The following is a 17,253-nucleotide window of genomic DNA, read 5'->3' as shown; positions in this document are numbered from 1 at the left end:
GCCGCCACGCCCCGACCAGTGCGCCTCCGCCGCCGACGTCCGGCCGGCCGGCCGGCCTCAGCCTTCGCCGGCCGCCCCGCCCGCCTCAGCCTTCGACGGGCGGCCGGTGGGGCTCGACGGGGGGCGGCTCGGCTAGTCGGACGACCAGGTCGGCGCGGTGCGCGGTGCCGGCCACCAGGGTGGCGTTGGTCTCGTCGCTGCCCGTCGCCCACGCCCGGGCCTGTTCCGCCGACCGCCCGTACGCCTCGTGCCGGGCGGTCAGCCGGCGCAGCCGCAGCTCGGCGTCGAGGTCGAGGAACCACGCCTCGTGCAGCAGCTGCCGCACCTCGTCCCACGGCGTCGCGGCCACCAGCAGGTAGTTGCCCTCGGTGACCACCAGCCGCACCGACGGCGGCACCTCGATCGAGCCCGCGACCGGCTCCTCCAGGTCCCGGCGGAACGCCGGCGCGTAGACCGCCGTCGGCTCCAGCCGGCGCAGACGGCGCAGCAGCGAGACGTAGCCGTTGGCGTCGAAGGTGTCCACGGCGCCCTTGCGCTCCGCCCGGCCCAGGCGGCGCAGCTCGGCCTGGGCGAGGTGGAAGCCGTCCATCGGCACCAGCCGGGCCGTCGGGCCGACCGCCTCGACGATCCGCTCCGCCAGCGTCGACTTCCCGGCGCCGGGCGGCCCGGCGATGCCGAGCAGTTGCCGCGGGCCGGCCTCGGCGAGGGCCCGCGCCCGTGCCACCAGCTCGTCGGTCCCGACGACCCGGGCGCCGGCCATCAGCCGAGGACCGGCTCGCTGATCGCGAACCGCGCCTGCACCGCGGCGTGCACGGTCTGCGGCTGCGGGTCGAGCTCCAGCTCCGGCGGGCTGCTCTCGGCGCCGTCCATCGCGTACGCCATCCGGCTCATCATCGGCTGCTCCGCCGCGCCCGCGTCGGCCAGCTCGATCAGGGCGGTCACCCGGGCGCCGAGCGCCTCCGCGTACTCGCGGGCGCGCAGCAGCGCGTCGGCGAGCGCGGCGTGCCGGGCCTCCCGATGGGCCGGGCTGCCCGGCCGCAGCGACCACCACGGCCCGGCCACCTCGACCTGGTCCTGGTCGGCCAGGCGCAGCATCAGCTCGCCGAGGGCGGTGAAGTCGCTGACCGTCACGGTGGTGGTCACGCTGCCGCTGTACGCCACCACCCGCTCACCCGAGCGCCGGGTCTCCGGCCTGACCTGGAGCTCGCCGGTCTCCCGCCGGTCGATGCCGGGGCCCTCGCCGTCGAGCAGCACCCGGACGGCGGCGGCCCGCTCGGCCAACCGGGTCAGCGTGGCCTCCCGGTCCCGGTCGCGCGCCCTGGCGGTCACCGCGAACCGGGCGATCTCCGGAGCGACCTCCCGGTACGCCTCGCCGCGCACCACCACCACCGGTCCGTCCACCATGCCCTCACCCTAACCGCGCTCCCACCGGTCCGCCCGCCGTCCCGGACCACCGCCGACCGGTGTGGTCGGCGGCCCGGTGCCCATCGGGCCTGTCCGGGCTCAGGCCGCGTCGGCCGTCGCCGGGAGGTGGCCGGTGTAGCCCACCCGGTCGCCATCGGCCCGGCACCCGGTGAGGTAGCCGCCGGCGGCCCCCAGCTCCATCAGGTATTCCACCTCGGCGCGGTGGTCGCCGCCGGCGGGGAACTCCCGCCGGTGGGCGAGCAGGTCACGGTCGAGAAGGGCGGTGCGCAGGTCCCGCGCCCGCTGGAAGAGACCGACCAGGGCGTCGATGTCCTGGTCGCGCAACGCGGAAGCCAGCCCGTCGAGGAACGCGCCGACCTGGCCGAGCTGTCGCACCACCTGCTCGCGGTTGTCGAACAGCATGTCGGCGGTACGCCTGGCCGGGGTGCCGGCGACCCGGGTGCCGTCGCGGAAGCTGCCTGCGGCGAGGCCCAGCACGGCATCTCGGACGTCCGACCCCGCCACCGCGCCGGCGAGGCTGCCGGCGAGCAGGTGGGGGATGTGCGACGAGAGCGCCACCACCGAGTCGTGCACCGCCGGCGACATCGGCACCACCCGGGCGGCAAAGACGTCCACGATGAGGCCGGACAGCATCCGGAACGGCCGGATGCCCTCGGCCGCCGGGCAGAGCACCCACGCGGCCCCCTCAAAGAGCGCCGGCTCGGCGGCGGCGAGCCCGGACCGTTCTGTGCCTGCCATCGGATGGCCCGGAACGAACCGGTCGGTCAACCCGTTGGCGACGGCGAAGGCGGCCACCGCACCCTTCGTGCTGCCCACGTCGGTCAGGACGCAGCCGTCCCCGGCGTGTTTCGCGACGGTGAGCAGGGTCTCCGGCAGGCTCGGCAGCGGGCCGCAGAGGAACACGACGTCGCGGTCACGGGCCGCCTCGCCCAGGTCCTCGGGGAAGGTCACCCCGCGTTCGCGCCCGGCCGCCCGGGTGGTCCGGTCCGGGTCCCAACCGACGACGTCCAGCCCCGCCTCGTGCAGCCGGAGCAGGATCGAACCGCCGATGAGGCCGGTGCCCACCACGGCGACCCGGGGTCGCCCACGGGGACTGTCCACCATCACGCACCTCGGCGGTTCGGTCGGTACATGTCGAGGACACCCCGACTCGATTCGGCGCCGAGGATATCGCTTTTCCAGTACCCCTTCATCGCGTCCGCGCGGAGCGGCCGGAGCGTCAGCATGCCGCTGCGCGTCGCGTAGTCCTCGTGTGCGTCGCTGATCTTGTAGATCAACTCGACCTGGCCCTTCTCGTACGTCACCCCGACGGAGGAGACCGTGGCGAAGCAGCGGGTGACGAAGCCCGGCTCGCCCCGAACCGCCGCCTGCGCGTCCTGCTCCGTCCGGTAGAGCTGCACTGAATAGGACAACTCGCCACCGCGCAGGTCGATGCGGGCCAGGCCCCAGTTGCCCGAGGACGACTCGTAGATCCACTCGCCGAGCACCGGATGTGCCCAGATCAGCAGGAACAGCCTCTGCATCAGGCCGGCGAGGAGGGCGAGGCTGAGCGCCGAGAGCAGCACGGTGGCCGCCTTGGTCCGCACGTCCCGCAGGTCGGCGTTCTGCAGGACGACCACGTTGAGCACGCCGAAGATCACGGCGGCTGTGGCCAGGGACGCCTGCCGTACCCCGTCGATGTTGCGGTCCCGCAGCAGGGGGTGGAGGTAGCGCACGTCAGACCGCCCGCACGCTGCCGGGGAAGACCTGCGTGATCTGGTCGAGGTGGGCCAGCCCGAGGCTGCCCGGCGGCGGCACCAGCGCCCGGCGGGCGTCCACGCCGGCGGTGGCGTGGTCGGAGAGGTAGCTGCCCAGGTGCTTCACCCGGATGCCCTGGTGCATGAGGCTCCGGATCGCCCGGGCGAGGCCGGCCGAGCGGCGGTCGTGGTCGACCGTGACGACGAAGACGTACCGTCCGGCGAAGCCGGGCAGCGGCCGGGAAGCCAACGAGACGATGTCGATTCCCCGGTCGGCGAACTGCGTGCAGAGCTCGGCGAGCACTCCCGGGCGGGACCAGCCCGGGGTCAGCGCGACGGTCGTCTTCCAGGTCAGCCCGGCGGCCTGCGCGACCGGCGGCTCCGGCCCGCCGGCCAGACCGAGGCAGACGAAGCGGGTGTACGCCCCGGGGTGGTCCTCGACCGCGCGGTCGAGGACCCGCACCGGGTACGCCTCGTCGAGGCCGGGGGCGCCGATGGCGACCAGCCCCGGTCGCTCAGCGGCGACCCGGACCGCGGCGGCGGTGCTCGGGAAGTGCTCGACCGGCAGGCCGGACCGCCTGACGTAGCGCGCGCACTGGGCGAGCCCGTGCGGGTGACTGCCGATCGCCGTGGGCGGGGAGTCGGCCGCGGCCGAGACGTACGCGTCGAAGGTGATGCGGACGGACGCCTCACGCATGATCAGCACCGGGTCGGCGCGGAAGACGATCCCGTCCAGGCTCGCCGTCACGATGCCCTCGACCGTGTTCTCGATGGGGACGACGCCGAAGTCGTAGCGGCCCTCGGCCACCCCGGCGACCACGGCCGGAATGCTTTCGTCGGCCCGCAGGTCGGCGGTCGTTCCGTGCAGGAGTCGCGCCCCCTGGTGGGTGAAGGTGCCCTCGGGCCCGAGGAACCCGATCACCGGCCGCCCACCGGGGCTCCGCTCAGCGCCATCGTCCACCGCCCACTCCCCATGCCTCGACCCGCCGGCCGGCACGGTCGCGCACGGGACCGGCCCTGCGCACGCCCGCGGGTGCAGACTATCGCCCGAGGGCCGGATCGGCGGCCCCCGATCAATCGGAGCGCATCGGTACGCCGGCCGGCACGACAGTCGCCCGCTCGGCGGTCGCTCAGGCGCTCAGCCGGCCGGCGACCGCCGCCACGTGCTCGTCGGACTCGGTCAGCGCCACCCGGACGTGCTGCCGGCCACCCGGGCCGTAGAAGACGCCCGCCGCGGCCAGGATGCCCCGCCGGGCCAGCCAGTCGACCGTCTCCCAGCAGTCCTCGCCCCGGGTCAGCCAGAGGTAGAGCCCGGCCTCCGAGTGCTCGACGGTGAAGCCGGCGCCGGTGAACGCGGCGTGCAGGGCGTCCCGCCGGGCGCGGTAGCGCTCCCGTTGCTCGTCGGCGTGCCGCTCGTCGCGCAGCGCGGCCACCATCGCCGCCTGCACCGGCGCCGGCACGATCATCCCGGCGTGCTTGCGGACCTTGAGCAGCTCCGCCACCAGCGCCGGGTCGCCCGCCACAAATCCCGCCCGGTAGCCGGCCAGGTTGGACCGCTTGGAGAGCGAGTGCACGGCCAGCACGCCGTCGTACGAGCCGCCGCAGACCTCGGGCGAGAGCACCGAGACGGGTTCGGCGGACCAGCCCAGCGGCAGGTAGCACTCGTCGCTGGCGACCACCGCGCCGCGCTCCCGGGCCCAGTCGACCACCTTGCGCAGGTGTGCCGCCGGCAGCACCCGGCCCGTCGGGTTGCCCGGCGAGTTGACCCAGACCAGGCGCACGCGGGAGGTGGGGCCGACGGCGGTCAGCGAGTCGGCGCGCACCACCGTGGCGCCGGCGAGCCGGGCCCCGTCCTCGTAGGTCGGGTAGGCGATCGACGGCACCACGACGACGTCGCCGGGCCCGATCCCGAGCAGCGTCGGCAGCCAGCCGACCAGCTCCTTGGAGCCGATCGTCGGCAGCACGCCGAAGCCGTCGACGCCGGTGCCGCAGGCCCGTGCCACCCAGGCCGTGATCGCCTCGCGCAGCACCGGGGTGCCGGCGGTCAGCGGGTAGCCCGGCGCGTTCGACGCGTCGGCCAGCGCCTGCCGGATCACCTCGGGCACCGGGTCGACCGGCGTACCCATGGAGAGGTTGATCATGCCCTCGGGATGCGCCGCGGCCAGTGCGGCCGCGGCGCCCAGGGTGTCCCAGGTGAACTCCGGCAGCCGTGACGAGACCGGCGCGGGCCGGTTCAGTGGCCCTCGCCGCGCGGCGGCTGCGCGGCGACGAAGGTCGCGTCCTTCTCCACCTTGCCGATCTTCGAGGCGCCACCGGGCGAACCCAGCTCCTCGAAGAACTCGTAGTTGGCGCCGGTGTAGTCCTTCCACTGCTCCGGGACGTCGTCCTCGTAGAAGATCGCCTCGACGGGGCAGACCGGCTCACACGCACCGCAGTCGACGCACTCGTCGGGGTGGATGTAGAGCATCCGGTTGCCCTCGTAAATGCAGTCGACCGGGCATTCCTCGATGCAAGCCTTGTCGAGCACATCCACGCACGGTTCGGCGATGATGTAGGTCACCGGTCTTCTCCTCCGCAAGACACGCCGCGATCACCCGCGACGGTAAGAGCCTAGTATCTCGCCGGGGAGGGGGTCGATCGTGCTCCGACAGCAGGATGTGGGACACCGGATCGTGGTCCGCCGAATCGTGGGGATTCGCGAAGGTCGGCCGCTCTTCTCGGACGCCCTCGGCGAACTGGTCGAGCTGAGCGATACCCATCTCACACTCGCCACCGCGCAGGGCCGGCTCCGGGTCCCGATGGCCGAGGTGCACCGGGCCAAGCGGGTGCCGCCGACGCGCCGGCCCACCGCCGCGGCGGTGGTCGAGCTGGAACTGGCCGCCGACGAGGCCTGGCCCGCCGCCGTCCAGGGGCGGCTCGGCGACTGGCGGCTGCGCGCCGCCGACGGCTGGACCGGCCGGGCCAACTCGGCGCTGCCCGTGGGCGACCCGGACCGGCCCCTGCCCGCCGCCCTCGACGCGGTGGAGCGCTGGTACGCCGACCTCGGCCAGCCGCCGATGGTCAACACCCCGCTGCCGCTCGCCGCCCCGGTCGGCGCGGAGCTGGACGCCCGTGGCTGGGGCGGCCGGCCGCCCGTGCTGGTGCAGACCGTGCCGCTGGCGGGGCTGCCGCCGGCCGCGCCGGAGCCCGCCGGAGCACCGCCGGTCGAGCTGGCCGCCGGCCCGTCGGACGACTGGCTCGCCGTCGCCGCCGGCCGCAAGGGCGGCCTGCCGGACGCCGCCCGGCACGTGCTCACCGCCGTGGACCAGGTCCGCTTCGCCCACGTGTACGCCGGCGGCACCCTGCTCGCCATCGGCCGGGGCACGGTCACCGGGCAGGGGCGCTGGCTCGGGCTCAGCCTGGTCGAGGTGCTGCCCGAGGCGAGGCGGCAGGGCCTGGCGGGCCGGATCATCCGGGCGCTCGCCGACTGGGGCGCGGCGACCGGCGCCTCGCACGCCTTCCTCCAGGTCGAGCAGCGCAACACGCCGGCCGTGGCCCTCTACCGCAGCCTCGGCTTCACCACCCACCACACGTACCTCACCCGCACGGCGCCGGCCTGAAACCCGGTCCGGCGGGGTCGGGTCAGCGGCGGACGACGCGGCGGGGCTTGGTGGCCCTCAGCTCGGCGTACCGCTTGAGCGACTGCGAGCGGTGGTCCAGGCCGAGCGCCGTGAGGAGCAGGTAGCCGAGCAGCACCCCGACGCCGGCCGCCGCGAGGTAGAGCCAGATCTGGGCGAAGAAGGTGCCCGCGCCCCCGCCGAACGGGTTGTCGCCGACCAGCAGCGGCCCGACCAGCACCGTCAGCAGCAGCGCGATCCCGATCGCGGCGGCCAGGTCCGCCCCCCAGGCGGCGACGGGCCGACGCTTCCCCCAGACGAAGGCGACCGCGGCCAGGACCAGCCCGATCACCACGAACATCCCCAGCGACACCCGGTCGGCGGCGGCTGTCTCGTCGCCATCGAAGCCGAACCGGGTGACCAGCCGGGCGACCACGTTGACCGCGAACAGCGCGACCGCGAGAACCCCGATCGCGCGCCACCGCTCACTCATCGCACGCCTCCCGCCGTACCGCCCGCTCCGGTGGCGGGCTTCCTGGCAGGAATGTCTACCACCGCGACCGGTGTGTCGTCAGTCCTCCGACCGGACGGGTGGCGGCGCCAGGATCTGCCGGAAACCCATCACCGCGAAGGTCATCGCGCCGGCCACGATCATCGCCAGGCCGACCCAGTTGTCGCCGGTGACGAGCAGGTCCCCCTCGGCGGTGCGGACCGCCGCGACCGCCATCAGGACGAACCACGGCGTCGCGGGCAGCGCCACCGCCCACCGGCGGCCGACGGCCTCGTGCGCGAACCAGCTCAGCGCGATGTTCGCGCCGATGGCGACGAGCACCGAGACGCCGATCAGCTGCCCGCCGACCCGGAGCGTGGCCAGCAGCAGCTCCAGGATCGCGGTGAGCGTCCCGGCGAGGACGGCGACCAGCCCGCCGGCCACCCGCAGGGCGAGGTCGAGCAGCCGCCGGGACCGTCCGGACGGTGGCGGGGCGATCTGCTCCGGGGCGGCCGACATCGACGCGACGGGCAGGGTCACCGGAGGCCGGCCGCCGCGACCGGGGACCGGCCCGGGCCGTCGGCGACGTCGAGCCCGGCGAAGAGGTCGTCCTCCCAGCCGTACGGGCCGCTGCCCGGTCCCCGCTCCCCCACCGCGAGGGTGTAGTACTCCACGCCCATGAACTCGCTGCCGAAGTTGCCGGCGATCGTGTAGAGCCAGGAGGCGTCGGGGATCTGGGTGGCGTGCGCGCGCATCGCCGCCTCCTTGGCGGCGTGCTGGTCGGTGGCGTCGATCCGGGCGGCGATCTGCGCGTCCGGCGTGCCGAAGGGCAGTTCCGAGATGTCCTGGATGCCGGCGAAGGGGTTGTCCGTCGACTCGGCGAAGTGGGTCAGGCCGGCCTCCAGCACGCTGAGCGGCATCGCGGTCCAGTAGACCTTCGCCGGGGCGAAGCCCTCCGCGCCGGCCAGCTCGTGCGCGCGCATCGCCACCCGGTGCGCCTGGATGTGGTCCGGGTGGCCGTAGAAGCCGTTGTCGTCGTACGTGACCATGACCTGCGGGCGTACCTCCCGCATGATCTCCAACAGGTGCCCGGCGGCCTCGTCGAGGTCGGCCTGCCAGAAGGCGCGGGGGTGCTCGTTCGTGGCGAGGCCCATCATGCCGGAGTCGCGGTAGCGGCCGGCGCCGCCGAGGAAGCGGTGGTCGGTGACGCCGAGCGCGTCGCAGGCGGCGTTCAGCTCGGCGATCCGCCAGCCGCCGAGCTGGTCGGCCTCGGCCGCGGCGAGCTGGGCCAGCGCCGGCACGTGGATCTCGCCCTCCTCGCCGAGGGTGCAGGTCACCAGGGTGACGTGGGCGCCGGCGGCGGCGTAGTGCGCCATCGTCGAGCCGGTGCCGATGGACTCGTCGTCGGGGTGCGCGTGGACCAGCAGGAGGCGGCGGTCAGGCAGCGTCGTCACGCCGGTCACTCTATCCGGCGGTTCCCCTCCGCCGGCCCTGACGCGTCCGCGCAGGTCGGCCACATCACCCCCGGTCGCCGCTCTACGATCGGGGCTGTGGACTTTCCGGAGCTGGCCGCCCGCACCCGCCGGTTCAGCCGCGGGGCGCCGCGGGCGGTCACCGTGGCCGACGACGGCTCCCGGGTGGTCTTCCTGCGCTCGGCCGGCCCGGAGGACCCGGCCGACGCGCTCTGGCTGCTCGACGTGGAGACCGGCGAGGAGCGGCTGGTCGCCGACCCGGCGGCGCTGCTCGGGGCCGACGCCGACGCCGACGCGCTGAGCCCGGGCGAGCGCGCGCTGCGCGAGCGGCTGCGGCTGAGCGCCTCCGGCATCGGCTCGTACGCGCTGGACGGCGCCGGGCGGGTGGCGGTCTTCGCGCTGGCCGGGCGGCTGTTCCGGGCCGACCTGGTGCACGGCGACGTGGTCGAGGTGGCCACCGTCGGCCCGGTGCTCGACCCCCGGCCCGACCCCACCGGGCAGCGCCTGGCCTACGTCACCGACGCCGCCGAGGGGGTGCGCCGGGGGCAGCTGCGGGTGGTCGAGCACGACGGCACGGACACCCTGCTGGCCGGCGAGGACTCCGGGGTCACCTGGGGGCTGGCCGAGCACATCGCGGCCGAGGAGTTCCACCGGTTCCGCGGCTACTGGTGGGCGCCGGACGGCCGTTCGGTGCTGGCCGCCCGGGTGGACGAGTCCCGGGTCCAGCGCTGGCACCTGCACGACCCGGCCGACCCGGCGAGCCCGCCGACCACGGTCGCGTACCCCCGGGCGGGCAGCGCGAACGCCGAGGTCAGCCTGCACCTGCTGGACCTCGACGACGGCTGGGTCGACGTGCACTGGGACCGGGAGACCTACCCGTACCTGACCGCCGTGCACTGGGCCGACGGGGGGCCGCTGATCACCGTGCTGCGCCGTTCCCAGCAGCACGGCCTGGTGCTCGCCGTCGACCCGCGCACCGGCGAGACCCAGGTGCACGCCGAGCTGGCCGATCCGCGCTGGGTGGAGCCGATCCCCGGCACCCCGGCGCACCTGCCGGACGGCCGGGTGCTCGTCGGCGGCGAGCTCGCCCACGACGGGTACGACGCCCGCTGCCTCTTCGCCGACGGCACCCTGCTCACCCCGCCGTCGCTCTACGTGCGGCGGGTGGTGGGGCGGCTGCCCGGCGGCAGCGGCCCGGCCGACCTGCTGGTGGAGGCGAGCGACGGGGAGCCGAGCGAGCGGCACCTGTTCCGGGTGCGCACCACCATCGGCGGTGGCGTCGACGCCCGCCGGATCACCACCGACCCGGGCTGGCACACCGCCGCCGTGGGCGGGGACGTGCTGGTGGTGGGGAGCGCCACGCTCGACCACGCGGGCACCCGGTGGACGGTGTGGCGGGGCGAGCACGAGGTCGCCGTGCTGCGCTCGCTCGCCGCCACCCCGCCGTACGCGCCGCTGCCGCTGCTGGAGCGGGTCACCGACCGGCGGCTGCCGACGGCCGTGCTCTACCCGGACAACCACGTCACCGGCCGGCGGCTGCCGGTGCTGCTGGACGTCTACGGCGGGCCGGGGCACCAGGAGGTGCTCGCGGCCCGCGCGGCGTGGCTGGAGCGGCAGTGGTGGGCCGACGCCGGCTTCGCGGTCGTCACCATCGACAACCGCGGCACGCCGGGTGTGGCCCCCTCCTTCGAGAAGGCGATCCACCGGCGGGTGGCCGACGTCGTCCTGCTCGACCAGGTGGACGCGCTCACCGCGTTGGCCGGCAAGCACCCCGACCTGGACCTGGACCGGGTGGCGGTGCGCGGCTGGTCGTTCGGCGGCTGGTTGGCCGGGCTGGCGGTGCTGCGGCACCCGGAGCTGTTCCGGTGCGGCATCGTCGGGGCGCCGGTCACCGACTGGGCGCTGTACGACACGGCCTACACGGAGCGCTACCTGGGCCTGCCGGACGACGGCACGGACATCTACGCGCACCACTCGCTGGTGGAGCTGGCCGGCGAGCCGGTGCAGCGGCCGGACGAGGCCCGGCCGCTGCTGCTGGTGCACGGTCTGGTCGACGACAACGTGGTGGCCGCGCACACGCTGCGGCTCTCCGCGGCGCTGCTGGCGACCGGCCGGCCGCACTCCGTGCTCCCGCTGACCGGGGCGACCCACATGGCCGCCGGGGGCACCGCCGAGCGCCTGCTCAGGCTCGAACTCGACTTCGTCCGCCGCCACCTCGGATAGCAACGCGCGTCGGATAACCAGGCGCGGCGGCGGACGCACGAGGCCCCGGTCGACGACGTCGTCGACCGGGGCCCCCAGGTGCGGTGCGGTTACTGCTTGACGAACGCGTTCACGAACGACGGGTAGCCGAAGACGCTGGAGATGAAGACCCCACCGGCCTTGGAGCCGTGCACGAGGTAGGCCACGTCGACGTAGAGCGGCACCACCGGCGCGTGCTCCTTCATGATCCGCTCGTCGAGCTTGGCCCACTCCGGGCCCTGCTCGGTCGGCGGCAGGGCCAGGATCCGGTCGAACTCGGCGTTGATCGCCGGGTCGTTGAAGAACGCGCTGTTGCTGTTGCCCTCGGCCTTGATGGTGCGGCCGTCGTAGAGCACCGGCAGGATCGAGGCGCCGCTCGGCCAGTCCGCCGCCCAGTTACCGATGTACAGGTCCCAGGGGTTGTCCTTCTTCTTGACCTCGTCGAGCTTCGAGTCGTCCGGGATGTTCCGGACGGTGATCTTGAAGCCGGCCCGCTCCAGGTTGCCCTTGAGCTGGGTGGCCATCTGCTGCTCGGACGTGTTGTCGGCGACGCCGAGGACCAGCTCCGGCGTCTGGCCGCCGAGCAGCTCCTTGGCCTTGTCGACGTTGCCGTTGGCGCCGGCCGGGTAGGCGTCGAACGCCTTGTAGCCGATCGTGGACGGCGGCATGAGCGTGGTCAGCGGGGAGGCGACGGTCTGCCCGCCGACGGACTTGATCAGGCCCTCCCGGTCGATGGCGTAGTTCAGCGCCTGGCGGACCTTCAGGTCCTTCACCCGCTGGTTGTTGATGACGAGCTGGTTGGAGCTCGGCGTCGGGGAGAGGATGCTGCGCTGCTTCAGCGCCGGGTCGTTGGCGACCTTGGCGACCAGCGAGCCGGGCACGTAGTTGAAGGCGATGGCGCTCTGGTCGGCGCCGTTGTCCGCGATCACCCGGTTGTTCGCGGCGTCGGCGGTCGGGCCGAAGCTCCAGACGAACTGGTCCGGGTACTGGTGCCGCACCGGGTCCGTGTTCGCGTCCCAGTGCGGGTTGCGGTCCAGCGTGATCTGCACGCCGACCTGGTTCTTCGCGATCTTGTAGGGACCGGACGAGAACGGCGCGTGGTCCAGGTTGACGCCGGTGTCCTTGTCGGCCGGCAGCGGCGCGGTGGTCGGCAGCGAGACCGCGAACGGCAGGTCACAGCGGGGCTTGGCGAACTCGAAGCGCAGGGTCTTCGCGTCCGGGGTGGTCAGGCCCGGCGGCAGCGAGGTCTTGTTCTTCTTGAAGTCCCACTTGGTGTCGAACTGCGGGCTGTCGGCCAGCCACTCCTGGATGTAGGTCGGACCGCCGGAGAGGTCCGGGTCGAAGGAGCGGGCGATGCCGTATGCGATCTCCTTCGAGGTGATCGGCCGGCCGTCCTCGAACTTGACGCCGTCCTTGACCTTGAATTCCCAGACCTTGCAGTCGTTGTTGACGTTGGTGCCCGGCGTCTCGGCCAGGTCGCCGACGAGGACCAGGCCGCCCTTGCCGTCGTCCTTCCACGTGGTCAGGTAGCGGGAGAACAGGGGCGACGTCATCAGGCCGGCGAACGAGTACGTCCGCTGCGGGTCCAGGTGGGAGATCGGGGTCTCCCGGATGATGGTGAAGGTGCCACCCTTCTGGGCGCCGGGCACCTCCGCCGCCGGCCCCATGGAATCCTTCGGGTCGGTCGCGATGACCCCGGTCTGCTTCCGCTCGGTGTCCACCGTGGTGCCCTCGCCCGTGTTCTCCGAGCAAGCACCCAGTGCCACAACCAGTGCGATCGCGCCGCCTGCGGCGGCCGCTACGCGTGGTCGCATCTCCTACCTCCTCCACCCAGGTGACCGGCGTGAACGCCGACGTCCCGAGGATCGTAAAGAAGAAAACCTACAAGTTGTGTAACAGTTGTCGATAAATTTCACCGCCGTCCGGCCGACGGACGTCCCGCTCCGGCCCGGCGGCCGGCACGGCAGGTCAGCCCAGCCGTACGCGGGGGTCGATGGCGGCGTAGAGCAGGTCGACCAGCACGTTGGCGAGGACCACGAAGACCGCCGAGATGAGCACGGTGGCCATGATCGTGGGCAGGTCGCCGGCCCGTACCGCCTCGACGGCGGTGCGCCCCAGCCCCTGGAGGCCGAACGTGGTCTCGGTGATCACCGTGCCGCCCAGCGCCGCCCCGACGTCCAGACCGGCGATGGTGACCACGGGCGTGATCGCGGCGCGCAGCGCGTGCCGCCCGTACACCTTGGGTTTGGCCAGGCCCTTCGCCCGCGCGGTGCGGACGAAGTCCTCCGAGAGCGTCTCCAGCATCTGCGCCCTCGACAGCCGGGCGTAGATCGCGGCGAAGAGGAAGGCCAGGGCGACCCAGGAGAGCACCAGCCCGCTGGCCCACTTCACCGGACTGTCCAGCATCGACGTGTAGCTCGGCACCGGCAGCAAACGCAGGTTGTAGACGAAGACCAGCAGCAGCACCGCCCCGACGAAGTAGAGCTGCAGGGAGGCGCCGGTCAGCGAGAAGCCGATCGCCGCGCGGTCCAGCCAGGTGCCCCGGCGCAGCGCCGAGACCATGCCGAGGCCGACCCCGAGCAGCAGCCAGAGGATGGCCGCCGGGAGCACGATGCTCAGCGTCACCGGCAGCACCCGGGTGATGGTGTCCAGCACCGCCTCGTTGTTGACGTACGACCAGCCCAGGCAGGGCGCGTCGCACCTGCCGCCCTGGGCGCTGCCCAGGTCGCGGCCCGTGAAGATGCCCTTCATGTAGCCGGCGTACTGGGTGATGAGCGGGTCGCGCAGGCCCAGCTCCTCGCGGACCCGCTCGAGCCGCTCGGGGTTGCAGTTCTTCGGGCACATGCCGGTGACCGGGTCGCGCGGCAGCGCGAAGAACATCAGAAAGGTCAGCACGCTCACCGCGAAGAGGGTGAGCACCGCGGAGAAGATCCGCTTGATCAGGAAGCGCGCCATCGGACCACCCCTACCGGGACGACTTCGGGTCGAGCGCGTCGCGCAGCGCGTCGCCGAAGAGGTTGAACGCGAACACGAGCGCGAAGATCGTGATGCCGGGGAAGAAGACGAACGCCGGGTCGGTCTGGAGGTAGTCCAGGCTCTGGTAGATCATCCGACCGAAGCTCGGCGTCTCCTCCGTCAGCCCGACGCCGATGAACGACAGCGCCGCCTCGCTGGTGATGAACTGCGGCACCGCGAGCGAGAACGACACCAGGATCGGCGCCCAGATGTTCGGCAGCAGCTGCCGGAAGACCATGTGCCCGAGGCCGGCGCCGCTGGCCTTGGCGGCCTCCACGAACTCCCGCTCGCGCAGCGCGATCACCTGTCCCCGGACCAGCCGGGCGGTGCTGGTCCAACCGAAGATCGCGAAGACCGCGATCAGCACCCCGACCCCGAAGGCCGGGTCGACCGCGTCCCGCTCGCCGTAGAAGCGCAGCGTCAGGGTCGGGGTCAGGGCCAGCGCGATGACCAGGAACGGCATGGCCAGGGTCAGGTCGGTGATCCAGTTGATCACGGTGTCGAACCAGCCGCCGAGGTAGCCGGCGAGCGCGCCGAGCGCGATGCCGAGCACCGCCGTGATCACCGCCGCCGCGAAGGCGATCAGCAGGGAGGTGCGCAGGCCGTAGATCAGCCGGATGAAGATGTCCCGGCCGAGGTTGGGCTCCAGCCCGAAGAAGTGGTCGCCCGACACGCCGCCGGCGTAGCCCAGCGGCATGCCGAAGCCGTCCAGCTTGTTCTGGAACTGGTCGCGCGGGCTGATCCCGTAGAGCGCCTCGATCAGCGGCGCGGAGAGCGCCACCAGCACGAAGACGACCAGCATCGCCCCGCTGACCACCGCCGTCCGGTCGCGGCGGAGCCGGATCAGGGCGAGCTGGCCGGGCGAGCGGCCGACGAAGCCCTTCACCTTCGGCGCGTCGGCGTCGCCGCCCGACTCGATCTCGACCAGCGCCACGCCCTCCACCGGGGACATGCTCATCTCGACACCTCCTCGACGCCCGCGCCGGCCGTTCCCGGCCCGACGGGCGGGTCCGCGCCCACCGCTCCGACGGCCGGACCCGCCTCGACCGGCCCCTGCTCCGGGAAGTGGCAGGCCGCGGCCTGGCCGCCGCCTTCGCGGGGCACCAACGCCGGCTCCTCCGTCGCGCAGATGTCCTGCGCCTTCCAGCAGCGGGTGCGGAACCGGCAGCCCGACGGCGGGTTGAGCGGGGTGGGCACGTCGCCGGCCAGCCGGATCCGGCCGGCCGGGCCGAGCTTGGTCACGTCCGGGATCGCCGAGAGCAGCGCCCTGGTGTACGGGTGCTGCGGGCGCTCGTAGATGTCGTCCCGGTCGCCAATCTCGACGATCTTGCCGAGGTACATGACGGCGACCCGCTGACAGAAGTGCCGCACCACGGCCAGGTCGTGGGCGATGAAGACGAACGCCAGGCCCAGGTCGCGTTGCAGGTCGCGGAGCAGGTTGACCACCTGCGCCTGGATCGACACGTCCAGGGCGGAGACCGGTTCGTCGGCGACGATCAGCTTCGGCCGCAGGGCCAGCGCCCGGGCGATGCCGATGCGCTGCCGCTGGCCGCCGGAGAACTCGTGCGGGTACCGGTTGTAGTGCTCCGGATTGAGCCCGACCAGCTCCAGCAGCTCCTGCACCCGCTTCTTCACCCCGCCCGGCGGGTCGATCCCGTTGACCTGCAACGGCATCGCGATGATCCGGCCGACCGTGTGTCGGGGGTTCAGCGAGGCGTACGGGTCCTGGAAGATGATCTGGAGGTCCTGCCGCAGCGGACGCAACTCCCGGCGCCCGGCGTGGGTGATGTCCCGCCCGGCGAACTCGATGCTCCCCGCGCTGGGCTCCAGCAGCCGGACCAGCATCCGCCCGGTGGTCGTCTTGCCGCAGCCGGACTCGCCCACCAGGCCGAGCGTCTCGCCCGGCCGCACGTCGAAGTCCAGCCCGTCCACGGCCCGGACCAGTCCGGTGCGCCGCAGGCCGTTGCGCACCGGGAAGTGCTTGGCCAGCCCGCGCACCCGCAGCAGCGGCTCCCCGGTCTCGACCGGTCGCACCGGCGCCGTGTCCGCCTGGGCACTACTCATCGGGCCACTCCCACCTGGGCGATGTCCTCCGCGTACAGCAGCGTCCGGTCGTCGGCGGAGAGGTGGCAGGCCACCAGGTGGCCGGGCGCGCCCGCCGGGCGCAGCTCGGGGACCTCCGTGCGGGACCGGTCGCCGTTGCGGCCTGCGTACCGGCAGCGCGGGTGGAAGGCGCAACCGGACGGCAGGTTGATCAGGCTGGGCGGGTTGCCCTTGATCGGCACCAGGTCCGCGTCCGCGTCGCCGTGCAGCGAGGGCACGCTGGAGAGCAGACCCCAGGTGTACGGGTGCTGCGGCCGGCGGAGCACCTGCTCGACGCTGCCGTGCTCGACGGCCCGCCCGCCGTACATGACCAGCACCTCGTCGGCGACCTGGCTGACCACACCCAGGTCGTGGGTGATCAGGATGATCGCGGAGTGGAACTCGGCCTGGAGGTCGGCCAGCAGGTCGAGGATCTGCGCCTGCACCGTCACGTCCAGCGCGGTGGTCGGCTCGTCGGCGATCACCAGGTCCGGATCGTTGACCAGCGCCATCGCGATCATCGCCCGCTGCCGCATGCCCCCGGAGAACTCGTGCGGGTACTGGTCGAAGCGGCGGGCCGGCTGCGGAATGCCGACCCGGCCCAGCATGTCCACCGCGCGCTGCCGCACCTCGCGCTTGCCGGCCTTCGGGTGGTGCACCCGGTACGCCTCGGCGATCTGCTTGCCCACCGTGTAGTACGGGTGCAGCGCGGACAGCGGGTCCTGGAAGATCATCGCCATGTCCCGGCCGCGCAGCCGGCGTACCTCCTCGTCCGGCAGGCCGACCAGCTGGCGGCCGCCGAGGGAGATCTCCCCGGTGATGCTGGTCCGCTTGGCGTTGTGCAGGCCGAGGATGGCCAGCGAGGTGACGCTCTTGCCGGAACCGGACTCGCCGACGATGCCGAGGGTGCGCCCGCGCGCCACCTCGAACGACACCCCGTCGACGGCGCGCACCACGCCGTCCTCGGTGTCGAAACGGACCCGCAGGTCGCTCACCCGCAGGTAGGGGTCCTGGCCGGAGCGCTGCTCCGGCACGCTGGGGCGGTCCGGTTTCCCGGACGGCGCCGACTCCGGCCTGTCCACGACCGCCTCCCTCAGTGACGAAGAGAACTTACAGGAAAGCACTGAGGGTGAAAATAAGCTACATAGCCGGGGACTGTCAGCGGGCCACAGCGTAACGACTCTGCAACGGGCCTG

At 73.3% G+C, this 17,253-nt stretch carries 17 protein-coding genes; 2 read left to right on the top strand and 15 right to left on the bottom strand.

The features are described from left to right. Positions 1-85: 85 nt before the first annotated feature. The 7 genes from AB0G08_RS00565 to fdxA all read right to left on the bottom strand — a co-directional run bounded on the left by AB0G08_RS00565 (position 86) and on the right by fdxA (position 5,721). A complete protein-coding gene (locus tag AB0G08_RS00565) occupies positions 86-760 on the bottom strand; it encodes a nucleoside/nucleotide kinase family protein (protein WP_358081087.1) in 675 nt (224 codons plus the stop codon). Then, the gene (locus tag AB0G08_RS00560) at positions 760-1,404 is read right to left on the bottom strand and encodes an SIMPL domain-containing protein (protein WP_357874296.1); all 645 of its coding nucleotides are present in this window, start codon (positions 1,402-1,404) and stop codon (positions 760-762) included. Before AB0G08_RS00560 ends, AB0G08_RS00565 begins: the two co-directional genes overlap by 1 nt. A gap of 99 nt (positions 1,405-1,503) precedes the next feature. Then, positions 1,504-2,529, bottom strand: coding sequence for a prephenate dehydrogenase/arogenate dehydrogenase family protein (locus AB0G08_RS00555; protein ID WP_358081084.1), 1,026 nt, complete (start codon positions 2,527-2,529; stop codon positions 1,504-1,506). Beyond that, entirely contained in the window at positions 2,529-3,140 is a 612-nt protein-coding gene (locus AB0G08_RS00550; protein WP_358081082.1) for a hypothetical protein, read from the bottom strand. Before AB0G08_RS00550 ends, AB0G08_RS00555 begins: the two co-directional genes overlap by 1 nt. Position 3,141: 1 nt before the next feature. Beyond that, positions 3,142-4,122, bottom strand: a complete 981-nt coding sequence (locus AB0G08_RS00545) for a prephenate dehydratase domain-containing protein (protein ID WP_358081079.1) — start codon at positions 4,120-4,122, stop codon at positions 3,142-3,144. A 169-nt stretch (positions 4,123-4,291) separates the two neighbouring features. Beyond that, a complete protein-coding gene (dapC, locus tag AB0G08_RS00540; RefSeq protein WP_358081560.1) occupies positions 4,292-5,398 on the bottom strand; it encodes a succinyldiaminopimelate transaminase in 1,107 nt (368 codons plus the stop codon). Continuing rightward, positions 5,395-5,721, bottom strand: coding sequence for a ferredoxin (gene fdxA / locus AB0G08_RS00535; protein WP_091422126.1), 327 nt, complete (start codon positions 5,719-5,721; stop codon positions 5,395-5,397). The genes dapC and fdxA overlap by 4 nt, the downstream gene beginning before the upstream one ends. A 79-nt stretch (positions 5,722-5,800) precedes the next feature. Between fdxA and AB0G08_RS00530 the strand changes: the two genes are divergently transcribed. After that, entirely contained in the window at positions 5,801-6,760 is a 960-nt protein-coding gene (locus AB0G08_RS00530; protein WP_358081076.1) for a GNAT family N-acetyltransferase, read from the top strand. A 22-nt stretch (positions 6,761-6,782) separates the two neighbouring features. On the opposite strand, the gene AB0G08_RS00525 is transcribed toward AB0G08_RS00530, so the two are convergent. The 3 genes from AB0G08_RS00525 to mshB all read right to left on the bottom strand — a co-directional run bounded on the left by AB0G08_RS00525 (position 6,783) and on the right by mshB (position 8,710). Next, positions 6,783-7,250 (bottom strand): hypothetical protein, encoded by a 468-nt coding sequence (locus AB0G08_RS00525; RefSeq protein WP_358081074.1) that lies wholly within the window; start codon positions 7,248-7,250, stop codon positions 6,783-6,785. A gap of 78 nt (positions 7,251-7,328) precedes the next feature. After that, positions 7,329-7,766 carry a hypothetical protein gene (locus AB0G08_RS00520; RefSeq protein WP_358081557.1) on the bottom strand — a complete coding sequence of 146 codons (438 nt, stop codon included), beginning with the start codon at positions 7,764-7,766 and terminating at the stop codon, positions 7,329-7,331. Between the two features lie 17 nt (positions 7,767-7,783). Beyond that, entirely contained in the window at positions 7,784-8,710 is a 927-nt protein-coding gene (mshB, locus tag AB0G08_RS00515) for an N-acetyl-1-D-myo-inositol-2-amino-2-deoxy-alpha-D-glucopyranoside deacetylase (protein WP_358081071.1), read from the bottom strand. An 87-nt stretch (positions 8,711-8,797) separates the two neighbouring features. Here mshB and AB0G08_RS00510 point away from each other — a divergent pair, with 87 nt between their 5' ends. Further along, on the top strand, positions 8,798-10,942 hold the full coding sequence (locus tag AB0G08_RS00510; protein ID WP_358081068.1) for a prolyl oligopeptidase family serine peptidase: 2,145 nt from the start codon (positions 8,798-8,800) through the stop codon (positions 10,940-10,942). Between the two features lie 89 nt (positions 10,943-11,031). Here the strand turns inward: AB0G08_RS00510 and AB0G08_RS00505 are convergent, their stop codons facing one another. The 5 genes from AB0G08_RS00505 to AB0G08_RS00485 all read right to left on the bottom strand — a co-directional run bounded on the left by AB0G08_RS00505 (position 11,032) and on the right by AB0G08_RS00485 (position 17,139). Beyond that, the gene (locus tag AB0G08_RS00505) at positions 11,032-12,774 is read right to left on the bottom strand and encodes an ABC transporter substrate-binding protein (protein ID WP_358081065.1); all 1,743 of its coding nucleotides are present in this window, start codon (positions 12,772-12,774) and stop codon (positions 11,032-11,034) included. A 154-nt stretch (positions 12,775-12,928) separates the two neighbouring features. After that, positions 12,929-13,915, bottom strand: coding sequence for an ABC transporter permease (locus AB0G08_RS00500; RefSeq protein WP_358081062.1), 987 nt, complete (start codon positions 13,913-13,915; stop codon positions 12,929-12,931). A 10-nt stretch (positions 13,916-13,925) separates the two neighbouring features. Then, positions 13,926-14,933: an ABC transporter permease gene (locus AB0G08_RS00495; RefSeq protein WP_358081059.1), complete on the bottom strand. Its 1,008-nt coding sequence runs from the start codon at positions 14,931-14,933 to the stop codon at positions 13,926-13,928. Beyond that, positions 14,930-16,039: a dipeptide ABC transporter ATP-binding protein gene (locus tag AB0G08_RS00490; protein ID WP_358081056.1), complete on the bottom strand. Its 1,110-nt coding sequence runs from the start codon at positions 16,037-16,039 to the stop codon at positions 14,930-14,932. The genes AB0G08_RS00495 and AB0G08_RS00490 overlap by 4 nt, the downstream gene beginning before the upstream one ends. Further along, entirely contained in the window at positions 16,036-17,139 is a 1,104-nt protein-coding gene (locus tag AB0G08_RS00485; RefSeq protein ID WP_357874273.1) for an ABC transporter ATP-binding protein, read from the bottom strand. The genes AB0G08_RS00490 and AB0G08_RS00485 overlap by 4 nt, the downstream gene beginning before the upstream one ends. Positions 17,140-17,253 lie beyond the last annotated feature (114 nt).

Origin of the sequence: Micromonospora sp. NPDC023644 (assembly GCF_040640115.1) — a bacterium.
Classification (GTDB): Bacteria; Actinomycetota; Actinomycetes; order Mycobacteriales; family Micromonosporaceae; genus Micromonospora.
This window is presented reverse-complemented; position numbering and strand designations above follow the sequence as displayed.